The organism is Shimia aestuarii, assembly GCF_900114635.1.
In the GTDB taxonomy this organism is placed as follows: domain Bacteria; phylum Pseudomonadota; class Alphaproteobacteria; order Rhodobacterales; family Rhodobacteraceae; genus Shimia; species Shimia aestuarii.
In genome coordinates, this window is record NZ_FOTQ01000018.1 from 1 (window position 1) to 21883 (window position 21883).

23 protein-coding genes and 1 tRNA gene are annotated in these 21883 nt (G+C 60.3%); 13 read left to right on the plus strand and 11 right to left on the minus strand.

The window, feature by feature from the left end:
- On the plus strand, positions 1–307 hold a 307-nt coding region (locus BMZ35_RS20010; protein ID WP_165610146.1), incomplete at its 5' end, for an IS3 family transposase.
- A 788-nt stretch (positions 308–1095) separates the two neighbouring features.
- Here the strand turns inward: BMZ35_RS20010 and BMZ35_RS20015 are convergent.
- Positions 1096–1171 (minus strand) — tRNA-Thr (locus tag BMZ35_RS20015).
- A 50-nt stretch (positions 1172–1221) separates the two neighbouring features.
- Positions 1222–2880, minus strand: a complete 1659-nt coding sequence (locus BMZ35_RS20020) for an ABC transporter permease (RefSeq protein ID WP_093097064.1) — start codon at positions 2878–2880, stop codon at positions 1222–1224.
- Between the two features lie 87 nt (positions 2881–2967).
- Between BMZ35_RS20020 and BMZ35_RS20025 the strand changes: the two genes are divergently transcribed.
- Positions 2968–3843, plus strand: coding sequence for a hypothetical protein (locus BMZ35_RS20025; RefSeq protein ID WP_093097066.1), 876 nt, complete (start codon positions 2968–2970; stop codon positions 3841–3843).
- A gap of 69 nt (positions 3844–3912) precedes the next feature.
- Here the strand turns inward: BMZ35_RS20025 and BMZ35_RS20030 are convergent, their stop codons facing one another.
- Positions 3913–4173 (minus strand): DUF2312 domain-containing protein, encoded by a 261-nt coding sequence (locus tag BMZ35_RS20030; protein WP_093097069.1) that lies wholly within the window; start codon positions 4171–4173, stop codon positions 3913–3915.
- 174 nt (positions 4174–4347) lie between these two features.
- On the opposite strand from BMZ35_RS20030, the gene BMZ35_RS20035 reads away from it, so the two are divergent.
- On the plus strand, positions 4348–4563 hold the full coding sequence (locus BMZ35_RS20035) for a hypothetical protein (RefSeq protein ID WP_093097071.1): 216 nt from the start codon (positions 4348–4350) through the stop codon (positions 4561–4563).
- A gap of 20 nt (positions 4564–4583) precedes the next feature.
- Here the strand turns inward: BMZ35_RS20035 and BMZ35_RS20040 are convergent, their stop codons facing one another.
- From BMZ35_RS20040 to BMZ35_RS20050, 3 genes are all read right to left on the minus strand, one after another.
- The gene (locus BMZ35_RS20040) at positions 4584–6653 is read right to left on the minus strand and encodes an enoyl-CoA hydratase-related protein (RefSeq protein ID WP_093097074.1); all 2070 of its coding nucleotides are present in this window, start codon (positions 6651–6653) and stop codon (positions 4584–4586) included.
- Between the two features lie 156 nt (positions 6654–6809).
- Positions 6810–7028 (minus strand): hypothetical protein, encoded by a 219-nt coding sequence (locus BMZ35_RS20045; protein WP_093097076.1) that lies wholly within the window; start codon positions 7026–7028, stop codon positions 6810–6812.
- A gap of 62 nt (positions 7029–7090) precedes the next feature.
- Positions 7091–7420 (minus strand): TraR/DksA family transcriptional regulator, encoded by a 330-nt coding sequence (locus BMZ35_RS20050; RefSeq protein ID WP_093097079.1) that lies wholly within the window; start codon positions 7418–7420, stop codon positions 7091–7093.
- A gap of 156 nt (positions 7421–7576) precedes the next feature.
- Between BMZ35_RS20050 and BMZ35_RS20055 the strand changes: the two genes are divergently transcribed.
- The 4 genes from BMZ35_RS20055 to BMZ35_RS20070 all read left to right on the plus strand — a co-directional run bounded on the left by BMZ35_RS20055 (position 7577) and on the right by BMZ35_RS20070 (position 9828).
- Positions 7577–8440, plus strand: coding sequence for an MBL fold metallo-hydrolase (locus BMZ35_RS20055; protein WP_093097082.1), 864 nt, complete (start codon positions 7577–7579; stop codon positions 8438–8440).
- Positions 8441–8530: 90 nt separating this feature from the next.
- Positions 8531–8956, plus strand: coding sequence for a YeeE/YedE family protein (locus BMZ35_RS20060; protein ID WP_093097115.1), 426 nt, complete (start codon positions 8531–8533; stop codon positions 8954–8956).
- Positions 8956–9390 carry a DUF6691 family protein gene (locus tag BMZ35_RS20065; RefSeq protein ID WP_093097084.1) on the plus strand — a complete coding sequence of 145 codons (435 nt, stop codon included), beginning with the start codon at positions 8956–8958 and terminating at the stop codon, positions 9388–9390. The genes BMZ35_RS20060 and BMZ35_RS20065 overlap by 1 nt, the downstream gene beginning before the upstream one ends.
- Before the next feature lie 9 nt (positions 9391–9399).
- On the plus strand, positions 9400–9828 hold the full coding sequence (locus BMZ35_RS20070; protein ID WP_093097087.1) for a protein tyrosine phosphatase family protein: 429 nt from the start codon (positions 9400–9402) through the stop codon (positions 9826–9828).
- Positions 9829–9966: 138 nt separating this feature from the next.
- Here the strand turns inward: BMZ35_RS20070 and BMZ35_RS20075 are convergent, their stop codons facing one another.
- The 5 genes from BMZ35_RS20075 to BMZ35_RS20095 all read right to left on the minus strand — a co-directional run bounded on the left by BMZ35_RS20075 (position 9967) and on the right by BMZ35_RS20095 (position 15911).
- The gene (locus BMZ35_RS20075) at positions 9967–11106 is read right to left on the minus strand and encodes a FliM/FliN family flagellar motor switch protein (RefSeq protein ID WP_093097089.1); all 1140 of its coding nucleotides are present in this window, start codon (positions 11104–11106) and stop codon (positions 9967–9969) included.
- Between the two features lie 103 nt (positions 11107–11209).
- Positions 11210–13900 (minus strand): ATP-binding protein, encoded by a 2691-nt coding sequence (locus BMZ35_RS20080; RefSeq protein ID WP_093097092.1) that lies wholly within the window; start codon positions 13898–13900, stop codon positions 11210–11212.
- The gene (locus tag BMZ35_RS20085) at positions 13900–14166 is read right to left on the minus strand and encodes a hypothetical protein (RefSeq protein ID WP_242654880.1); all 267 of its coding nucleotides are present in this window, start codon (positions 14164–14166) and stop codon (positions 13900–13902) included. The genes BMZ35_RS20080 and BMZ35_RS20085 overlap by 1 nt, the downstream gene beginning before the upstream one ends.
- Positions 14163–14531, minus strand: a complete 369-nt coding sequence (locus BMZ35_RS20090) for a response regulator transcription factor (protein ID WP_093097097.1) — start codon at positions 14529–14531, stop codon at positions 14163–14165. The genes BMZ35_RS20085 and BMZ35_RS20090 overlap by 4 nt, the downstream gene beginning before the upstream one ends.
- A gap of 78 nt (positions 14532–14609) precedes the next feature.
- Positions 14610–15911, minus strand: coding sequence for a helix-turn-helix domain-containing protein (locus BMZ35_RS20095; RefSeq protein WP_093097099.1), 1302 nt, complete (start codon positions 15909–15911; stop codon positions 14610–14612).
- Positions 15912–16129: 218 nt separating this feature from the next.
- Here BMZ35_RS20095 and BMZ35_RS20100 point away from each other — a divergent pair, with 218 nt between their 5' ends.
- The 6 genes from BMZ35_RS20100 to BMZ35_RS20125 all read left to right on the plus strand — a co-directional run.
- Positions 16130–17476 (plus strand): substrate-binding protein, encoded by a 1347-nt coding sequence (locus tag BMZ35_RS20100; protein WP_093097102.1) that lies wholly within the window; start codon positions 16130–16132, stop codon positions 17474–17476.
- 120 nt (positions 17477–17596) lie between these two features.
- On the plus strand, positions 17597–18628 hold the full coding sequence (locus BMZ35_RS20105) for a branched-chain amino acid ABC transporter permease (RefSeq protein WP_093097104.1): 1032 nt from the start codon (positions 17597–17599) through the stop codon (positions 18626–18628).
- 3 nt (positions 18629–18631) lie between these two features.
- Complete coding sequence (locus tag BMZ35_RS20110) at positions 18632–19813, plus strand: branched-chain amino acid ABC transporter permease (protein ID WP_093097107.1); 1182 nt, start codon at positions 18632–18634, stop codon at positions 19811–19813.
- Between the two features lie 13 nt (positions 19814–19826).
- Positions 19827–20582, plus strand: a complete 756-nt coding sequence (locus BMZ35_RS20115) for an ABC transporter ATP-binding protein (protein ID WP_093097110.1) — start codon at positions 19827–19829, stop codon at positions 20580–20582.
- Positions 20583–20597: 15 nt separating this feature from the next.
- Positions 20598–21353, plus strand: a complete 756-nt coding sequence (locus tag BMZ35_RS20120) for an ABC transporter ATP-binding protein (RefSeq protein ID WP_093097112.1) — start codon at positions 20598–20600, stop codon at positions 21351–21353.
- Between the two features lie 98 nt (positions 21354–21451).
- Positions 21452–21883: acetyl-coenzyme A synthetase N-terminal domain-containing protein (locus tag BMZ35_RS20125; protein ID WP_165610147.1), on the plus strand; the 432-nt coding region annotated here is incomplete at its 3' end.

The following is a 21883-nucleotide window of genomic DNA, read 5'->3' on the forward strand; positions in this document are numbered from 1 at the left end:
CTCCGACCAAGGCGCCCAGTTCACCAGCCGTGAATGGGCCGCATTCCTGCGCGAACACAATCTGGAACATTCAATGAGCCGCAGGGGCAATTGCCATGATAACGCAGTGGCTGAGAGCTTCTTTCAGCTCCTGAAGCGGGAAAAGGTCAGACGCCGGAAATACCGGACGCGCGAGGAAGCCCGGCGAGATGTCTTTGAATACATCGAGCTGTTCTACAACCCAAAGCGCAAACATACGAACAACGGCATGCTGTCGCCCGTTGACTTCGAAGAACGACAGCTCAAACTGGAAAAGGCAGGTGTCTAGGAAACTAGGGGCACCTCAGACTATGGAGGCGGGAGTGTAGACTGGAAAGTCGGAACCCAAAACGGACGCACGCGAGGCTCAATCCATCGCGACTGGGTTGAATTGACCGCCGCAGAAGCAGCCGAAGCAAATGTGGTTGCAGTTTTTCCTAGAACTGGCTGGTGGAAAGAACGTTCGTACCTCGGCAAATTCGATGCACAAACCCGGTATAGTTTGATCGTTTCAGTGCGGGCACCCGAAGTGGAAATCGATCTGTACACGCCGGTAGCAGTTGAGGTCGCAGCTCCGATTGAAGTATCAACCTAGCTATCTAAGGGCGACGGTAAACGAGAATTCAGCGACGGTGTTGGTCAAGGCCTCTTCCAACCAAGAGGCGCTATTGAATTGTAGCTGACGGGAGTAACCATTGGATTTAGGTAGCGCGAGCGTCAGCAGTCTGTTCGATAGTTGACTCTCACGACTTGCGCAGCGAACTTCCGTTTTCCGCCCTATTTACAGAAGAACAGCTTATCGTGAACAGTTTAGGCCCGACAAATCAGACGCCATGCGACTAGTAGGATCGAGCGCCGTTCCCTAGTGAACGAAACGACTGCGTGCGCAAATCCCAGGTGCCACGCAGACAACATACTTTCGCGGCAAGATGTTCGTAGCCAGAAATCAAAAGCGATGCAGAATCGTCACTCTCCGATTTGGTGATTTCTCTGCTTCCGATATGCTTCCGGATAGCAAATCACCCACACTCAGGACGCACCGATACCCGCGTAAGTCATTGCTATTTATGTAAAAAGTGGTGCCCCCACACGGACTCGAACCGCGGACCTACTGATTACAAATCAGTTGCTCTACCAGCTGAGCTATAGGGGCACTGAGGGGCGATTTAAGCGGAAAAATCCGCCCCCGCAAGTGCAAAATGTTCATCGGTTGGCCCGCGCAAGCAAACCAACCGCAACCAGTCCCACCAGCACAATCATCACCGCTCCGGGGCTCGCGTCGCCAAGGTTTTCAAGGCTTGCCTGATCGTGCACCCGCGTGGCCAGCGTGTCGAAATTAAAGGGGCGCAACAACATCGTGGCCGGCAATTCCTTGACGCAATCGACAAAAACCAGAAGCAGCGCCGACCCAATGGAAGCTCGGATCAGCGGGTAATAGACCTCTATAAGCGTCTGGCCCTTGCTGCGCCCGAGTGATCGGGCCGCCATCGCAAGACTGGGAGAAACACGGCCCATGGCGCCGTCCGCCGCCCCCTGCGCTATGGCAAAGAAGCGCACACAGTAAGCCAGCACCAACGCAAAGCTCGATCCCGTCAGGATCAGCCCTGCATAACCGCCCGTCATCGCCTCGATGGCATCGGCAAGCTTGTGATCCAATACCGCGAGCGGGATCAGGATACCGACCGCCAGGACAGCCCCCGGCGCGGCATAACCAATCGTCGTCAATGGCAGCAGCAGCCGTGGCAGCGTCTTTCCGGACAAGCGCACCCCATAGACAAGAAACACCCCGGCCAGAACCGTCACGATGGCGGCAATTCCACCGACTCGGACCGTGTTCCACAGGGCGCGCGCAAGTTCTGGGTCGGTCCAGCGCTCCGCATTGTCTATCGCATGCCCCAGAATCACACTGAAAGGCAGAACAAAGCCTATGAGGAACGGAATCAGGCAGGCCAGCGTGGCGATCCAGCCCCAAATCCCGTGCAATTGTGTCTGCGTGGGCGGACGGTGGCGCGTCGACAGGCTGAAAAACTGGATCTTGCGGCGGCTGGTCTTTTCCAGCGTGACCAGCAGAATGACCAGCACCAGCACCACTGTGGCAAGCTGCGCGGCGCCCCCTGCGTTGTTGCTCTCCAGCCAGACGCTGAAAATACCCGTGGTCAGGGTCTGTACCGCAAAATAATCCACCGTGCCAAAATCGTTGACCGTCTCCATCATCACGATGGCCGACCCGGCTGCGATCGCGGGGCGCGCCAGCGGAAGACCGATCCGCCAGAACCGTGCCAACGCCCCGGCCCCCAGAGACCGGGCCACTTCCTCGCCCTCGCCGGACTGTTCGCGATAGGCCGCGCGCGACAGGATATAGACATAGGGGAACAGGGCTGCCGACAGGACAATCACCGCCGCGCCCATCGACCGGATCTCCGGGAACCAATAATCGCGTGCCGTCTCCCATCCGAAAAGGGCGCGCAGCCCGGTTTGCACCGGACCTGCATATTCAAGGAAATCAACCAGCGCATAGGCCCCGACATAGGCCGGGATCGCCAGCGGCAACAGCAATGCCCATTGAATCCAGCCAACGCCGGGAAACCGGTAGCGCGTCACCAGCCAGGCGGCGCCGGCCCCCATACTTGCCGCGAAAAACCCGACCGACACCATCAAAACGATCGTATTGCGCAAATAGCGCGGCAGCGTCGTCGACAAGAGATGCGGCCAGATATTGTCCGCCGGATGAAAAGCCATCCAGAAAACGGCGAGGATCGGGGCAACCACGATAACGGCAATCGCCAGCGCCCCGGCAGACCAGGGGCTGAACCCGAGACGCGGCATCCCTGAGCGGCGCAAATGTGTGTCGATTTGTTTCATCGCCCCTCAATTGCCTGAATCTGGTTTCACTGTCCAGAAACGAAGATATAATGATGTCGACCACACAAGAAGAACAGCCAGAGACACATGCAGGTTGCCCTCCACGTCGGAGCCCATTTCACTGATGACGACAAGCTCATCAAGAGCCTCGGCAAAAACACCGAGGCTCTGGCCTCTCAGGGCATTGCGATCCCCGCACCTTCTTCATATCGCCGCCAGATCCGCGAACTGCTGAACACCGATCGCGGCGGCACCCCGCCCGCAGACGCGCGCGCGCAGTTGCTTGCCAACATGTCCCCGGACATGACCCCGGATCGCATCGTGCTCTCCAACAGCAATCTCTTCGGCGTACCGCGCGGCGTGATCCGCAACGATCAGCTTTACCCGACCGCCGGTGAACGTCTGACCTATATCGACGAACTGTTCCAGCCGGACCAGCTCGAAATCTTCCTTGCCATACGGGATCCCGCCACCTTCCTGCCGGCCATAGTGAACGGCAGCCCGGTTGAAACGATCGAAGAAGCAACCGATGGATCGGTGCCGATGTCCCTGCGCTGGTCAGAGCTGGTCTTGCGGATGCGCGAGGCGCTTCCCCATGTGCCGGTAACAGTCTGGTGCAACGAAGACACCCCCCTGATCTGGGAAGAGGTCATGCGCGAACTCGCCGGGCTCGACCCCACGGTTGCGCTCGAAGGCAGCACCGATCTTCTGAGCGATATCATGTCCGAAGAAGGCATTCGCCGGTTCGGCGACTATGTCTCAACGCGTCCTGGCCTGACCGAGATTCAGAAACGTCGTGTCATCGCGGCTTTCCTTGACAAATTCGCGCTCGAAGATGAACTCGAGGAAGAGCTTGATCTACCGGGCTGGACCGAAGACCTGATCGACACGCTGACCGAAGCCTATGACGAAGACGTGTTCCAGATCGAACGCATACCCGGTGTAACCCTGATCACCCCCTGACATTTATTGCCCAAATAAAAAACGCGCCCCAAAGAGCGCGTTTCTTCGTGTTTGGAACCGACAAGGGCTTTAGCTCATGCCCAATGCTTCCTTGTACATTTCCAAAACCGCCTCTTCCTCGGCGATGTCATCCTTGTCGCGCTTGCGCAGCGCTATGACCTTGCGCATCACCTTGGTGTCATAGCCACGCGACTTGGCTTCGGCCATCACTTCTTTCTGTTGATCCGCGATATCCTTCTTTTCCATCTCAAGCCGTTCAAAACGCTCGATGAACTGGCGCAATTCATTGGCGGTCACGCGGTAGCTGGCATCGGTCGAGGACTCGTCCATGGGCACTCCTGAAGGGTTTGTAGGCTGACAATGAGGCCGCAACCTAGCGCCCCCCCGAACGACCCGCAAGCACTGTTGCGCATGCTCGCAAGGAAATCGCGAAAACCCGCCCTCTTGCGCAAAACAGGCGCTTCCTTTAGGGCCTGCGCAACGCAATGGACAAGGATAACTGCGATGGAATGGTTAGTCTGGGTGGGCGCAGCGGTGTCTCTCTTTGGTCTGTTGGGGTTGATCCTGTCCATCGTAAAGGTCAACAAGGCCCGCCGCGCGGGGCTGAGCGACGAAGAATTGCGCGCCGCCGTACAAAAGGTCGTGCCGCTCAATATGGGCGCGCTGTTCCTGTCGGTGATTGGCCTGATGATCGTGATCGTGGGAATTTCCTTCGGCTGACTTTCGCGGGCCAGCACGGTTCAACCGTTCAGGTCACTGAAATGCCGGCCATTCTTGATCAGGTCGTCCAAAAGGTTGACGGGACGCCAGAACGCGTCGCCGTCTTGTGCGCAAGTCCGCAACAGGTTGCGCAAGGATAGCAACCCGGCGCTGTCCGCAGCCTGCATCGGCCCGCCGCGCCATCTTGGGAATGCAAACCCACGGATCATCGCAACATCGATATCACCGGGGCGCATGACGTGGCCCTCTTCAACCATACGCGCACCCTCGTTCGCCATCGCGGCAAGACACAGACGCTGAATATCCGACTCGTCGGGAAATGAGCCGCCGCCCGTCTGCCCGCGCAAACTGGCAATCATCGCCGCCACTTCAGGGTCAACACGCCCGCCATCAGCGTCGTAGCGATACCAGCCCTTCGATGTCTTGCGCCCAAGCCGCCCGTCCTTGATCAACGCCCGCAACAGCGCCACGCGCCTGTCATGGCCACATTCCTCCTGCCGGGCAAGCACGCGCTCGAGACCCATTACATCCGCCAACTGATAAGGCCCCAACGCCATGCCCCAGCGCCGCATGGCCCGGTCCACTTCCTGGGGCAAAGCCCCCGACATCACCAGCCGGTCCGCCGCCGCCTGGTAGGCCGCCATCAACCGCCCGCCAATCCGCCCCGGCACCCCGAGAACGCGTACCGGAACCTTGCCGAGCTTGCGGGCGAAGGTCGTCGCTGTCACTACCGCATCTGCTCCGCTGGCCGGACCCACGGCAACTTCGACAAGGTCCGACATCTGCGTCGGCAGGCTGAAATGCAGCCCCAGAACGTCTTCTGCACACCCCGTCCTTTCGGCAAGCGCACCAATATCCGCAAAGGGAGAAGCCGAGGCCAATACCGCCCCGTCCTTCACAACCGCATCGAGTTGGGCAAATATCTGGCCCTGCTCCAAGGCATCGCCCCCAGCTGCCACGATCACCAGATCCGCTTCGGATAGGGCCACCATGTCTGTCTTGCCATGCAACAGCGCCTCGATCCCGTCTCTTCGAAGCGCGCTCAATTGTCCCCGCGAAACCGCGCGGTCCAAGAGGCGGCGCAACCGGGTCAACGCCCGCGCCAGCGACGGTGCGTCCTTTTCCACCAGCACGACCTCGAACCCCGCCATCAGGCTCAACGCAACCAGCCCGGCACCGCGCGTGCCCCCGCCGATCACGCCGATCTGCTCCAACGCGCGGGCGTGTCCAGCCTTGGCTTCCGGTATCTTGGCGACCTTGTTTTCGGCAAAAAACACGTGTCGCAGCGCGCGCGAAGTTTCCGACTGCTCAAGCGTATCAAAGGCTGCGCGCTCGAACGCCATCCCCACGTCGAACGGCAACAGCGCCGCCGCCTCGACACAGCGCAGGATCTCGCCCGGCGCCTCGGCGCCACCTTTTCCAAGGCGTTTCCGCCATTTCGCAATCGCCGTCTGATAGGCCGCCGCATCCTTCAACCCATTGCGCGCATCCCGTGTGCGACGCACGGGCAGCCCCTTCTCGACCAAACGCTGCGCAAAGGTCATGGCCGCCTCGCGCAGCCCTTCTTTCACGATCAGGTCAAAAAACACCCGTGCCGCACCACTACCCGCAGCGACGGACTTCCCGGTTATCATCAGCTCAAGCGCCGTCTCCGCTCCACACAGGCGCGGCGCACGTTGCGTCCCGCCGGCACCGGGCAGCAACCCGAGAGAGACTTCCGGAAACCCAATCCGCGCCCGTGCTTCACAGACCCTGTAATGACAGGCCAGCGCGAGCTCCATCCCCCCGCCAAGCGCCGCGCCGTGAATGGCCGCGATCACCGGCTTTGTCGACTGTTCCACAGTATTGAAAAGCTCCGGCACCCATGGTGCTTTGAAGGGCTTGCCAAATTCGGAAATATCCCCCCCCGCACAGAACAGCTTGCCCTGCCCGATCAGGACAATCACCCTGACGGACCTGTCTGCCAAAGCGGTTTCAAACGCCGCCAAAAGATCGCGACGCAGCGCGATCCCCAACGCATTCACGGGCGGGTTCTGCAAGCTCAGAACCGCGACACCCTCATCTACTTCGTACCCGACCGTCAGCGCCATGCTCCATTCAGTACCCGGCCCTGTCGTCCGGCAGTTACCATAAAACCTTAGCGCCCCCACGCCACCACGCAAGCCTGTTGGCCTGCCTGTTCGCAAAAGAAAAGGCACGCTCCAACCAAGAGCGTGCCCCGAATTGCGATTGCCAAGGTTTCTGGTTCAGATCGGCATATTGTCGAAACTGGCCTCAATTTCCTCCTCGACAAGATCAAGGTCCAGCTTGCGCAGGTGCCCCGGCACCCGCCCGCCCCGCAGGCGGATATTTTCCAATGTACGGTGCAACTGCTGGTGCAGATTATACCGGTCATCGCCGGTCGCACCATGAATCGCCCCTTCAATCTCGCTGGCCCTGACCAGCAATTCCTCAACATTCGTCATTAAATCTTCCTCCCAAAATATGACGCGGTCGCCCCTCGCTCCCGCCAAAAAACACGCCTGCCCTAGCCGCTCACGGCTCTCGCACAGGTCTTACACAAAGGGGCATCCGGTACGACCTTCAACCTCTCCTCGGAAATATCGTCCCCACAACGGGCGCAAATGCCGTATTCTCCATCACGCAAACGCTGGAGTGCTGCACGAATACGCAGAATCTCATCCTGCCCGCTCTGCCCAAGGCTTTCGAGCACCTCATCGCCTTCCCGCTCGACCGCCATTTCCTCCCAATCCTTGGAATGCGGCGCATCCAGTTCGGCCTCAATCAGGTGCAAACGTTCGTCCAACTCTCCAAGCCGCTTCAACAAGGCTTGCTTCTGTGCTGAAAAATCAGTCATTTCATCTTCCTTCTGAGGTCGCGGTATCGTGGCACACCCCACGACGACCAGCCTTGATTCAAGTCAACCCCGCCACCGCTGCGGCAATCCAGAAAACCGCCTATTGCAACATATGCACAAAATAATATATGTTCGCTGACAAATGGAGGATTCGACATGAAACCCGACGTAACAGCTTTTTTTGACAATGCGACGAACACCATCTCTTTCGTCGTAAAAGATCCCGCCGGCACGTCCTGCGCCATCATCGATTCCGTGCTGGATTTCGACTACTCGTCGGGTCGCACGGATACGAAATCGGCCGATGAGATCATCGCGCATGTTCAGAAGAACGGCCTCAAGGTCGAATGGCTGCTTGAGAGCCATGTGCACGCCGACCACCTCTCTGCCGCGCCCTACATCCAGGAAAAGGTCGGGGGCAAGATCGGTATCGGCAAGAACATCACTGTCGTGCAGGACACGTTCGGCAAGGTCTTCAACGAAGGCACCGAGTTCCAGCGGGACGGCTCCCAGTTTGACGAGCTCTTCACCGAAGGCGACAGCATCATGATTGGTCAGATGCGCTGTGACGTGCTGCACACGCCGGGTCACACACCCGCCTGCCTGACCTATGTCATCGGGGATGCCGCTTTTGTGGGCGATACGCTCTTCATGCCCGATTTCGGCACAGCGCGCTGCGACTTCCCGGGCGGTTCCTCCGAAACACTCTACAACTCGATCCAGAAGATTCTCGCGCTGCCAGATGAGACCCGCATTTTCGTGGGCCATGACTACAAGGCACCCGGGCGCGATGAATACGCATGGGAAACCACCGTGGCCGAACAAAAGGCCGCCAACGTGCATGTCGGCGAAGGCAAGGACAAGGACGCTTTCATCAAGATGCGCGATGAACGCGATGCAACGCTGGACATGCCCAAGCTGATCATCCCCTCGCTGCAAGTCAACATGCGCGCGGGCCAGATGCCTGAACCCGATGAAGAAGGCGACGTCTTCCTCAAAGTTCCGGTCAACAAGCTTTAAACGACCACTCACGAACCGGCCCCGCCTGCCCCGCGAACAGGGCGGCGGGGCCATTGCATCTCAGGGAAAGGAAACGCGATGCTGGAAAATATCCCCGTCGATTGGATCTGGGGCCTTATCGGGGGCTTCACCATCGGTCTTGGCGGCGCCGTCTATCTCTTGGCCAATGGCCGTATCATGGGCGCCAGCGGTATCTTGGGCGGTCTCGTGGACCGCAGCGGCTGGAACTCCGCCGCCGAACGTCTTGTCTTTCTGGCGGGGGTCTTTCTGCTGCCGATCCTGCTCAAACCGCTCTATCGCCCCTTTTCAACCCACGCTTCGGAAAATATCGCCGTTCTCGTGGTGGCCGGGCTTCTGGTCGGGGTTGGAACACGTATCGCCAATGGCTGTACGTCGGGTCATGGGGTCTGTGGTATCTCGCGCCTTTCCCTGCGCGGAATCGTGGCCACGGTGTTCTACATCATGGCTGGCGGCCTGACCGTCGTCCTTTTCCGTCACATTCTGGGGGTGATCTGATGCAGCGCCTGATCTTTGCTTTCATCGCCGGCGGTCTCTTCGGGGCCGGTCTCTTCATCTCGGGCATGACCGACACAACCAAGGTGCAGGGCTGGCTGGATGTCTTCGGCAACTGGGATCCCACGCTCGCCTTCGTCATGGGCGGGGCGATCCTGCCGATGGCGGCAGCCTGGGCGTTCACGCGCGGACGCAAGCCCATCGTGGGTGGAGAATTCCCGACCCCGCCAGAGCCACGTCTCGGGCGCAACCTGATCCTCGGATCGGTGATGTTCGGCGCAGGCTGGGGCCTTGCCGGGCTTTGCCCCGGACCGGCGGTTGCCTCGCTCAGCTATGGCGGCTGGCCCCATTGGGTTTTCTTCCTCGCCATGCTGGCCGGGTTTGGCTTTGCCCCGATGGTGCGCTCGCAACTGGACACGGCGGTGCCCGCCGAGTAATCACCGTTCATGGATATTCGCCAGATTACCCCCCGCTACTTTGTCGCGCCGCAAATCGATGCGGCCGACATGCCCGCCTTGGCCGAGGCGGGCTTCACGCTCGTGATCAACAACCGTCCCGACCAGGAGGTCGGTGCGGACCAGGCGTCCGATGCCATGGAACAGGCCGCCCGCGCCGCCGGATTGCGCTATATCGCCAATCCGCTGACCATGGACACCATGACACCGGACCGCCAGACCCTTCAGCGCGAAGGCCTCGAAAGCGCGGAAGGCAAGGTGCTCGCCTATTGCCGCTCGGGCACGCGCAGCACGATCTGCTGGGCCCTGTCCCACGCCACCGATACACCTGTTGACGCTCTTCTGGACGCGGCGCGCGAAGGGGGCTACGACCTTTCCGGGCTGGCCCCCACGCTTACGGCCATCGCATCACGCGGCTAAGCTTACCCGGGGCCTGAACCTGCGCGTACCGGCCCCGAACACGCGCGACAGCTCCGCCTTGCTCTCCCCAGCCATCCCACCTCTCCGGGAATACACGTCGGATCAAAGCCCCCCCAAGGGCCCGGATGCATGCCCCGATCAACCGGACCCCGTGGCACGGTTGCCCAGATCGACCAGTGCAGTCGGATCGCCAATGTCATCCGCACTCAGCCGGATCAGCTCGTCCAGATCGTCAAAATCGTCGAGATCGTCTACTGATCCGTCATCCCCTTCTTCGACCGGGGGCAAAAGTGCATCCAGCGCCGTTTCCGCAGCGAGCATCTCTTCCAGTTCTTCCGCACTTGGCCCAGCGGGCGCGCTTTCGACAAACCCGCTTTCATCCGGCTCTGGCGGGGCCTTTGCGCTCATTGTCCCACGCAGCCTGACCGCCCGCATTCCGTTGACCTGTCCGAATTGCACCCGAGCGACTTCACCACCTGCGGCGCTTTCCAGGACAGTTTCCCGCAAGGCGTCACCCGAAACATGCAAGAGATCCCCCACCGCAAGCGCCTGAAGCTCGGTGATGGGCAGGGTCACACGGGCCAGCACCGCGCGCATTTCCGCCGGGGCCTGCTTGACCCCATTGCGAAACTTCGCCAGCTCCTCCCTGCTCTCTTCCCCGGAACCACCCGTCTCCTTGACGATCCGGCATTGCGGGAACCCGAACACCATTTTTCCCTGCCGAGCTTCCGTGCCCAGCGAAACCTCGAATTCAAACAAGTGGTATTCATGCGCCGTCAGCGCCAGAGACAAGGTGCGCGGCCCTGCAGCCATGGCCCCGAACCGATAGCGCTGCAACCAGGGCACCGCCGCGCCCTCGCTCTCCAGCAACGCCACGAACCGGGTCAGCGCCTCATCCACGAACGGCGTCACCAGGGCAGCGTCCACCCGCGTTGGCAATCGCCCTGCCGCCGGGCGGTTCACCACGCGCCCGATGGTCTGATGCTCGACCAATCCGGCCAATACCTGCGGTTCGATTGTCAGCGCGGCCGGTTCTCCGTCCGCGCCATCCAGCACCGCCAGAAGCGCCGCGCCATCCAGGTGCCCCGACAGATCCTCATGCATCACCTTCAGACGCCGCACGCCTTTGACTTCAAGCGCGAGCCCCAGCCCCTTTTGCGCCGCCCTCTCAAGCGCCAGCCGCAATGCCTTTTCCGGCGGCATAGACCGCGCAAGGTGATCCTGACGCCCCTCGTTGGCTTTGCGTTTCAGTATTGAGGCCGGTTTCGTATCAGTCATCTCTGCGCCGTTTTCCGTGACGGTCGTCCATTCCCGACCGCGTCACGCCATGCTAGCCGCCAGAAGGTTACAAATGGATTGATACCCGCGCCGAAAGCCGGGTTTATTGTGCCGCGACGGCCAGCGCCCCCGGCAGGCTCACCCGAAACGCCGCCCCACCCTGCCCCGGAAGATAGTCGATATCGCCGCCAAGCCGCGCCATGATCTCCCGGCAGATCGCCAGCCCCAACCCCGCGCCGCTTGCTCTCTGCTCGCCCACGCGGGCGAATTTTTCGAAGATCACCGCCTGATCCTGCTTGGAAATACCGCTGCCGTTGTCAATGAAATCAATGATCAACGCACCATCCCGTCGCCCGACAAGGATCGACAGGGACGGCTGGTCCGCATCGCAATATTTCTGCGCATTGCTGATCAGGTTGATAAAGACCTGGCTCAGGCGATCCAGATCGGTTGACAACCACACATGTTCACGCGCACGCCGCCGGTTGACCTCAAGTCTGTCCGGCCCGCCCCCGGTGAGCGCCGCCGCAATCGCATGATCCAGCACCTCGGAAAGCTGCCCGGTCTGCACGTTCAGGTTCACCTGCCCGTTTTCCAGAACGCTCAGGTCCAGCAGGTCGTCGAGCAATCGCGTCAACCGGATCGCCTCGTCATGGATGATCGAGGAATATTTGACCTTCTCCGCCTCGCTCAACAGGTCGCTGTCCCTCAGGATTTCCGAGAACGCCCGGATCGACGTCATCGGTGTGCGCAATTCATGGCTCACCTGACTGAGGAACGAGTCTTTCTGTTCGGAAATCTGGGTCAGTTTCTCATTGGCCTGCCGCAACTGCCGGGCGGTCCGGGTCAATTCTTCGGACTTGGCCTCAAGCTGAGAAGAATACTCCATCATCTGCGCGGTCTCGTCGGCCACCGCCATCAGGTCTTCCACAGATACCGATGCCCCCCCGACGATCTGCCCGATCATCGCATGCGCCGTGGCCGCCCCCACCGAACCGGACAACTCCCGCTCCAGCACCTGCAGGAAATCAGGGCTCGGCTCTGGCAACAATCCACTGACGCCCTGTCGCCGCGCCTCGCGCTCGAAAAGTTCCTGCGCCTCGCGCGCGCCCAGAATCCGCTGCGCCATCACCATCAGGTCTTCACTCTGGGCAAGGCTGCCGCTCCAGCTTTGCGGATTGGAGCTATGTTCGTACACATTCACGAATTGCGCCCCCTGCAGACGTTCAAGCGGCGACGGGAACCCGACCAGCGAAGCTATGTAAAAACACAACGTATTTAGAGAGATGGACCACAGGATTGCATGCACCAGCGGGTCCATGCCCGTAATCCCGAAAAACGCCTGCGGGCGCAGCCAGCCTATGCCGAACGGCCCGTTATTAAGCACTTCCTGCGAAATCAGTACCCCGGTGCCGAAGCTCGGAAGCAACAAGGCATAGGCCCAGATCAGGAATCCAACCGTCAGCCCGGCAAACGCACCGGTGCGTGTCGCCCCGCGCCAGAAGATCCCGCCAAGCAAAACCGGAAGGAACTGCGCCACACCCGCAAAAGAGATCAACCCGATTGACGCAAGCGCCGAGCCGCCGCCCGAGAGGCGAAAATAGAGATAGCCCAGCGTCACCACGGCCCCGATCGAAATCCGCCGCGACAACAGGACCACGTGACGCACATCGCCCGACACGCTTGCCCCACCCCCGGTCACGCTCAGCCAGATCGGCATGACAATATGGTTCGACACCATGGTCGACAGCGCCAGCGCGGCCACGATCACCATCGACGTCGCGCTTGAAAACCCGCCAAGGAACGACAGCATTGCCAGCCCGTCATTTCCGGTGGCCAGCGGCACGGTTAGAACGAAGAAGTCCGGGTTTGAGCCTTCAGGCATCATGTCGAGCCCGACAACGGCGATTGGCACGACGAACAGGCTCATCACCATCAGATAAGCAGGAAAGGCCCAGGACGCGGTGCGCAGATGGCCTTCATCCTCGTTTTCCACCACCATCACCTGGAACATGCGCGGCAGGCACAGGAAAGCCGCCGCCGACAGGAACACCAGCGCCGCCCAGCGGTCGCCCTCGATCTGCCACGCGCCGATCTTGGATGTGTCGATCCTGTGCAGGATTTCCGTCACCCCGCCACCGATGCCCCAAACCACGAAGGCCCCCACCGCCAGAAGCGCAAACAGCTTCACGATGGCTTCCACGGCAATCGCCATGACAACCCCGTGGTGACGTTCGTTCACATCCAGATTGCGGGTCCCGAACACGATGGTGAACAACGCCAGCCCCGCCGCCACCAAAAGGGCGTTGCTTTCCTGGCTCTGAAGGGGCACGCTGGCTTCATAGGCGTCTGAAAACACCGCAAAGCTCACGGTAACCGATTGCAATTGCAGCGCAATATAAGGCGTTGTCCCGATCACGGCCAACACCGTCACCCCGACGGCCAGAAGGTTCGACTTGCCATAGCGCGACGAGATCAGGTCAGCGATCGACGTCACGCGCTGCGCACGCCCGATCCGCACCAGCTTGCGCAGCACCCACCACCAACCGATCATGACCAGCGACGGACCGATATAGATGGTCAGGTATTCCAACCCGGAACGGGCCGCATACCCCACCGCACCATAGAACGTCCAGGCGGTGCAATAGATCGACAGCGATAACGTATAGACCAGCGGCGAACGCAGCCACCCGCCCTTGCCACGCATCGCCGCGCGCTCCGCGCCAAAGGCCACCAGAAACAGAAAGATCACATAGATCAGGCAGACCGCGACAAGGATGTTGAGCGTCCCCATCACGACTCCTCCGGGTCTTCCCCGACATTGCCTTTTGCGACGGCGCGCGCAAGGAAGGCACCGGAAACCACCAGCCCGAACCAGACGACAAAGACATAGACAATCGCGTCAGACGTGGCCACGCCGCTCTCTTCTCCGGTCGGCCACAAAAGCGGTACGGACCAAAGCAATGCGCCGACCACGGGCAAAATTCGGATCGTGTCCACCAACCGCCGCCGCCGGTAACTCTGGCGTTCCAGAAAAACGGATTTGCGCCGCTCGTTCACCGGACCACCAATTCGCGCACCGCCTCCAGCACTTCGGCATTCGAAAACGGCTTGGTCATGAAGCGGCTGGCCCCGGCGCGCTCGGCCATCTCGCGATCCTTGACCTGACCGCGCGCGGTCAGCATCAATACGGGAATACCCTGCGTCTCGTGAAGTTCGCGGATTTCCCGCAGGATTTCATAACCGCTTTTTCCCGGCAGCATCACGTCGAGAATGATCAGGTCCGGCAAGGTGCTTTCCACCACGCCCACCGCATCATGCCCATTCGAATGGGTCGCCACTGTCCAGCCATCGCGCGACAGGATAAAACTGATCGCCTCGATGATATTTGGTTCGTCTTCAATCAGAAGAACGCTCTTCCCCATGCATTCTCCCCTCCATACACGCCCGTTATTCTTACGGCGTTTCACGTATTCTTAGCGGCCCGTCACAAAATGCCAAGGTCAAATGCCTGTCGTCAGCAACGAAGGCTCCCGCCGCCCCTCGCAATTCTGGCTGGGGCAGACCCGACAGGTGGACCCGACTTCGCGGCCCTCACCCTGCGAACCATCCACCGGAACGATCAGCATATAGCTGTGATAAAGCGGATCGACATTCATCTCCAGCGTCCCGACGGGTTCCGTAACGGCATAACAGTCGAACTGGCGCGCGTCTCGCCCCGTAACCGTGACCCGTTGGCGCAGCGGTCGCAACGGGCGCGACAGGGCCTGAAACAGGGGCCATTTCGGGCAGGCTGCCGAAAACCGTGGTAGCGGAAACCCCTCGATGGGTTTACGCAGCATCAGCGTTCCGGACGCATCACACATCACCAGCCCCAGGGGTTGGGGCAGGATCTCATCCGACAACACCGCAAGGCGGCGCAGCACCGCCGGCAACCCGGCCCGGAACGCGCGCGCGACGGCAATCGGATCAACCTGTCCATCCGCGGCGGTTGCACGCATCTCGTCCAGCGGCAGTATTCGCGCATCTGCCCGCAATTGCCGCAGGGCCGTTTCCGCCAGATCACGTGCCGCGCGCGATGTCAGCTCCTTCTGTTCGCGCAGAAACGCGCGTAAGTCTTCGTCTCCGGCCCCTTCCAGTGCGTCAAACCGGAACTTGTGCGCCGTCATCATCGCTTCCACTTCCTCAAGCGGCAGCGTCAGGTTGGCCCCGGCATCCCCCGCCCCGTCCAGATAGGCCACCAACCGCTGCGAGCTTTCCGCAAGACGTCGACTGTCTTCGTTGAGGTTGCGGTGGAACCGGTTGCGCCATTCCGGCTCGATCTCCTTGGTTTCCGCAAGGATGCCCGCCGTCGACCGGATCGCCGTCACCATCGTCAACATCTCGTGCATCGAGGTCGCAAGGTGGGGATCATGGGTCAGCCGGTCGGTCAGCGTGGCCGCCGTACGTTCAAGGCTTCCCAGCTTGCGATGCTGCTCCGCAATCAACGCCGCCCACCCCGGAAACCGCCCTGCAAACTCGTCGATCCGGTCCAGCTCCTGCGCTTCCGAGCCCGAATCCGCCGCCGCCTCACGCAGCGTGGCAATCACGGCGGCCTCCGCCCCTTCGGACAGCAAAGACGCCTCCACCCCCAGCACTTGCGCAATGTCTACGAGCAGTTTGCCGCCGATTCTGCGGCGGTTGTGCTCGATCAGGTTGAGATACGAGGCCGATATTCCCACTTCGCGCGCAAGCTCGGCCTGACGTAGTCCGGCCATCACCCGGCGCTCTCGAATCCGGCTGCCTGTCAAAGTGTCGCGGACCATGGTGTTTTCCCTGCTAGATTCAACGACTTTCCGCGCCGCAGAATAATTTCTTTACATTGTATACGGTAGTGTTGCGAATTACTTTACAAAAAAATTGTTTCTTTGAAGCCAGTTGTTGCGAAATTTTCGATACCGCCACGATAATGAATTTGCACAAAAGTGCGTCGCGTACGGGTTTGAGGAGGCCCGTAACGCATTTCACCAAACGGGAGGATTACATGTCCAAAACCACTATGACACGTCGTGGCGTGCTCAAGACCGGTGCAGTTGCAGGCGCCGGCGTTGCGCTTCCGACCATTTTTACCGCGTCGTCGGCGGCCGCCTACACCAACGAACCGACCGGTTCGAGCGTGACTCTGGGCTTCAACGTGCCCCAGACCGGCCCCTACGCGGATGAAGGCGCAGACGAACTGCGCGCCTATGAACTCGCGGTCGAGCACCTCAACGGTGGCGGCGACGGCGGCATGATGAACACGTTCTCGTCCAAGGCGCTTTCGGGCAACGGTATCCTGGGCAAGAAGGTCGAGTTCGTCACCGGCGACACCCAGACCAAATCGGACGCGGCGCGCGCCTCGGCCAAGTCGATGATCGAAAAAGACGGCGCCGTGATGATCACCGGCGGCTCGTCTTCGGGCGTGGCCATTGCTGTTCAGGGCCTCTGCCAGGAAGCAGGCGTCATCTTCATGGCGGGTCTGACCCACTCGAACGACACCACCGGCAAAGACAAGAAGGCCAACGGTTTCCGTCACTTCTTCAACGGCTACATGTCGGGTGCGGCCCTCGCGCCGGTGCTCAAGAACCTCTATGGCACCGACCGTAACGCCTATCACCTGACCGCCGACTACACCTGGGGCTGGACCCAGGAAGAGTCGATCGCTGCCGCAACCGAGGCCATGGGCTGGAAGACCGTCAACAAGGTCCGCACCCCGCTGGCCGCGACCGACTTCTCGTCCTACATCGCACCGGTACTGAACTCTGGTGCTGACGTTCTGGTTCTGAACCATTACGGCGGCAACATGGTGAACTCGCTGACCAACGCGGTTCAGTTCGGCCTGCGCGACAAGGTCGTGAACGGCAAGAACTTCGAAATCGTCGTTCCGCTTTACTCGCGCCTAATGGCGAAAGGTGCCGGCGAAAACGTGAAGGGTATTCACGGGTCGACCAACTGGCACTGGTCGCTGCAGGACGACGCGTCGAAAGCCTTCGTCAAGTCCTTCGGCACCAAGTACGGCTTCCCGCCGTCGCAGGCCGCCCACACCGTTTACTGTCAGACCCTGCTTTATGCAGACGCATGTGAGCGTGCAGGCACCTTCAACCCCTGCGGTGTTGTCGAGGCGCTCGAAGGCTTCGAGTTCGACGGTCTGGGCAACGGCCCGACTCTCTATCGCGCCGAAGACCACCAGTGCTTCAAGGACGTTCTGGTCGTGCGCGGTAAAGAGAACCCGACCTCGGAATTCGACCTTCTCGAAGTTGTCGAAGTTACCCCGGCCGCACAGGTTACCTACGCACCGGATCACCCGATGTTCGCAGGTGGCAACCTGGGCACCTGTAACCCGGGCGCCTAAGGCTCTGCATCAAAACCGGCCGCGCGACCCGCGCGGCCGGTCCTTCTTTCCCGGCTGTCGGACCATGCTACGCGCGTGTTCTCCCGAGGAAAGCATCCATGAAAAAACAGGGTGGGGACAATGGACGCAATCATCCTTCAAATTCTCAACGGGCTCGACAAGGGCTCGGCCTATGCGCTGATCGCGCTGGGTCTGACACTCATCTTCGGTACGCTGGGCGTCGTGAACTTCGCCCACGGCGCGCTGTTCATGATCGGCGCCTTCTGTGCCGTGACACTTTCGAAAATCCTGAACCTCAGCTTCGAGACCATCGATCCGACCAAGACCGACTTTCTTGGCAATCCGCTGAAGGTGAAAACCCCCTACGTGATGGAATGGTTCGGCCCCGAAACCGGCGCCGCGATCATCGACTGGGCAGTCCCGCTGGCCATCCTGTTCTCCATCCCGATCATGATCGCCGTCGGTTTCATCATGGAACGCGGCCTGATCAAGCATTTCTACAAGCGTGCGCACGCCGACCAGATCCTCGTGACCTTTGGTCTGGCCATCGTTCTGCAAGAGGTCGTGAAGTATTTCTTCGGCGCCAACCCGATCCCCACCGGGGCGCCCGATGCCTTCAAGGGCTCATTCGATTTCGGCGTTCTGCTCGGGTATGACCCCAACGTGATCATCTACCCCTACTGGCGCATGGTCTATTTCTTCTTTGCCGCGCTCGTCATCGGTGGTGTGTTTGCCTTCCTGCAGTTCACCACCTTCGGTATGGTTGTGCGTGCAGGCATGGCCGACCGCGAAACCGTCGGTCTGCTGGGCATCAACATCGACAAACGCTTTACGATCATGTTCGGCATCGCGGCCGCCGTGGCCGGGATCGCGGGCGTGATGTATGCGCCGATCAATTCGCCAAACTATCACATGGGCATGGACTTCCTGGTGCTGTCCTTCGTCGTGGTGGTGGTCGGCGGCATGGGCTCCCTGCCCGGCGCCGTGCTGGCCGGGTTCCTGTTGGGCATCCTGGAAAGCTTTGCCTCGATGAACCAGATCAAATCGCTCATCCCCGGCATCGACCAGATCATCATCTACGTTGTCGCAATCATCATCCTGCTCACCCGCCCGCGGGGTCTCATGGGCCGCAAAGGTGTGATGGAGGAATAAGCCATGCTCGGACTGAACAAAAAAGACACTTCTCTCATGATCGTGGTGGCAATCCTCGCATTGTTTGCCCCCTTCATCCTAAACCCCTTCCCAGAAGGCAGCGCCATGGCGCAGTTCAACGCGGGCTATCCGGACCTGATGCAGCGTTTCGTGATCTTCGGGATATTCGCCATCGGCTTTAACATCCTCTTCGGCCTGACCGGCTATCTCTCCTTCGGCCACGCGGCCTTCCTCGGGATTGGTTCCTACTCGGTCGTCTGGATGTACAAGCTTCTGGATTACAACGTGATCTGGGGTCTGCCGCTGGCGATCATCACCTCGGGACTCTTTGCGCTCCTGATCGGCTACGTGTCCCTGCGACGCTCGGGCATCTACTTCTCAATCCTGACGCTGGCCTTTGCACAGATGTCTTTCAACCTCGCCTATTCGGTTCTCACCCCGATCACCAACGGCGAAACCGGCCTTCAGGTCTATACCGATGACGCGCAGGTCCTGCTGGGCGCCAACGAGGCCACCAGCCCGCATCTCTTCGGCATCGTCATGAACAGTTCGGCCAAGCTCGACCTCGGTCCCTGGTCCTTCACTTTCAACAACGGCTACTACTTCTGTGCCATCATCCTGCTGCTGGTCTTCTACCTTGCCATCCGCATCTTCCGGTCTCCCTTCGGCATGATGCTGCGCGCGATCAAGTCGAACCAGACCCGCCTGAACTACACCGGCCTCAACCCGCGCCCCTATGCGCTGGCGGCCTTCGTGATCTCGGGCATGTATGCCGGTCTGGCCGGTGGCCTGATGGCGGCGATGGACCCGCTTGCCGGGGCCGAGCGCATGCAGTGGACCGCGTCTGGTGAAGTTGTCCTGATGACCATCCTTGGCGGCACCGGCACCCTGATCGGTCCGGTTCTGGGCGCAGGCTTCATCAAGTATTTCGAGAACATCTTCTCGAAGATCAACGACAACATCCTGCACCAGTGGTTCGCGTTTTTGCCGGATGGGCTCGAAGACTTCGTTGTCTTCATTATCCACCCCTTCATCGGCAAAGGCTGGCACCTCACCCTCGGCATCCTGTTCATGCTCGTCGTGATCTTCCTGCCCGGTGGTCTTGTCGAAGGCGGCCAGCGCATCAAGCGCGCGCTGTCCCGCAAGAAAGACGCCGACGCCGCCAAAACCGAACCTGCAGAATAAGGAAACCTGAACCATGGGAATTCTTGAAGTCAAAGACGTTGGCAAACGGTTCGGCGGCCTGCAGGCTCTGAGCGACGTCAACCTCTCCGTGAAAGAGAACAGCGTCCACGCGATCATCGGCCCCAACGGGGCCGGGAAATCCACCCTCCTGAACTGCCTCGTGGGCAAGCTCATCCCCGACACCGGATCCGTCATGTTCGACGGCCAGTCGGTTCTGGGCCGCACCCCTTACGAGATCAACCAGATGGGTATTTCCCGCGTGTTCCAGACACCCGAGATCTTTGGCGATCTCACCGTCATGGAAAACATGATGATCCCCTGCTTTGCCAAGCGCGACGGGGCGTTCCGCATGCATGCCATCGAGAACATGATGGCCGAAAAAGACATCGTGGAAAAAGCCGAGGCAATGCTTGTCGACATGAACATGGCCGACAAGAAAGACATGCATTCGGCCTCGATGTCGCGCGGTGACAAACGCCGTCTCGAAATCGGCATGTGCCTTGCACAGGAACCGCGCCTGCTGCTGCTCGATGAACCGACCGCAGGTATGGCCCGCGCCGATACCAACAACACGATCGACCTCCTCAAGCAGATCAGCGACGAGCGTGAAATCACCATCGCCATCATCGAACACGACATGCACGTTGTGTTCTCGCTGGCAAACCGGATCACCGTGCTCGCACAGGGCACGCCTCTGGTCGAGGACGATCCGGAAAACATCCGCGGCAACCCGAAGGTACGCGAAGCGTATCTTGGCGAAACGGCATAATCAGGAGAGACCCAAATGAACGTCAAACCAGACTTCTCCAAGGGCCACAACCTGGCCGAAACCGCCCCCGCCTTCCTCTCCATCTGGAACATGGAAAGCTACTACGGCGAGAGCTACATCGTGCAGAACATCTCGTTCAACGTGCACGAGGGCGAAATCCTGGCCCTTCTGGGCCGCAACGGTGCAGGCAAGACTTCGACCCTGCGCTCGATTGCCCGCATGGACAGCCCGCAGGTCACGCATGGCGAGATCTGGCTCGATCACCAGCCGCTGCACCTCATGAAAAGCCACGAGGCCGCCGCCGCAGGCATCGGGCTCGTGCCCGAGGATCGCTGCATCATTCCCGGCCTGACCGTGGAAGAGAACCTTCAGCTGGCCCAGATCGCCCCGCCCATCGGCTGGTCGCTTGACCGCCTTTACGAACTCTTCCCGCGCCTTGGCGAACGCCGCAAGCAAGAGGGCGTGACCCTTTCGGGCGGCGAACAGCAGATGCTCGCCATTGCCCGCGCTCTGGCGCGTGACATCAAGGTGCTGCTGCTCGACGAACCCTATGAGGGTCTGGCCCCTGTGATCGTGGACGAGATCGAAAAGACGCTGCGCATCATCAAGGAACAGGGCATCACCACCATTCTCGTGGAACAGAACGCCGTGCGCGCGCTGGAGCTCGCGGACCGGTCGGTGATCCTCGACACTGGCGGCATCGTCTTTGACGGCTCTGCGAACGAGGTGCTGAGCAACGAGGAACTGCGCGCCGAATACCTTGCCATCTGATAAGCCTGCGCCATGATCCTATCAGATCTACCAATATGACAGCTCGCCGGGAGGATTATACCTTTCGGCGAGATTCTTACACTTTGGGAGCCTCCAACATGTCCGACAAAACCTACCCGCCGTCATCTGCTCTTGTTGCGCACGCGCATGCGGATGGGGCGACTTATGATGCGATGTATGCCGCGTCGATTGCCGATCCCGAGGCATTCTGGGCCGAGCATGGCAAGCGGATCGACTGGATCAAGCCGTTCACCAAGGTCAAGAGCACGTCCTTCGCGCCCGGTGAGATCGACATCAAGTGGTTCGAGGACGGCACGCTGAACGTCAGCGCCAACTGCATCGACCGGCATCTGGAGACCCGCGCCGATCAGACCGCGATCATCTTTGAGCCCGACGATCCCAACGAGGCGGCGCAGCACATCACCTATAAACAGCTGCACACCCGCGTCTGCCGTTTTGCCAACATTCTCGAGGAACTGGGCGTGCGCAAGGGCGACCGCGTCGTCATTTACCTGCCGATGATCCCCGAG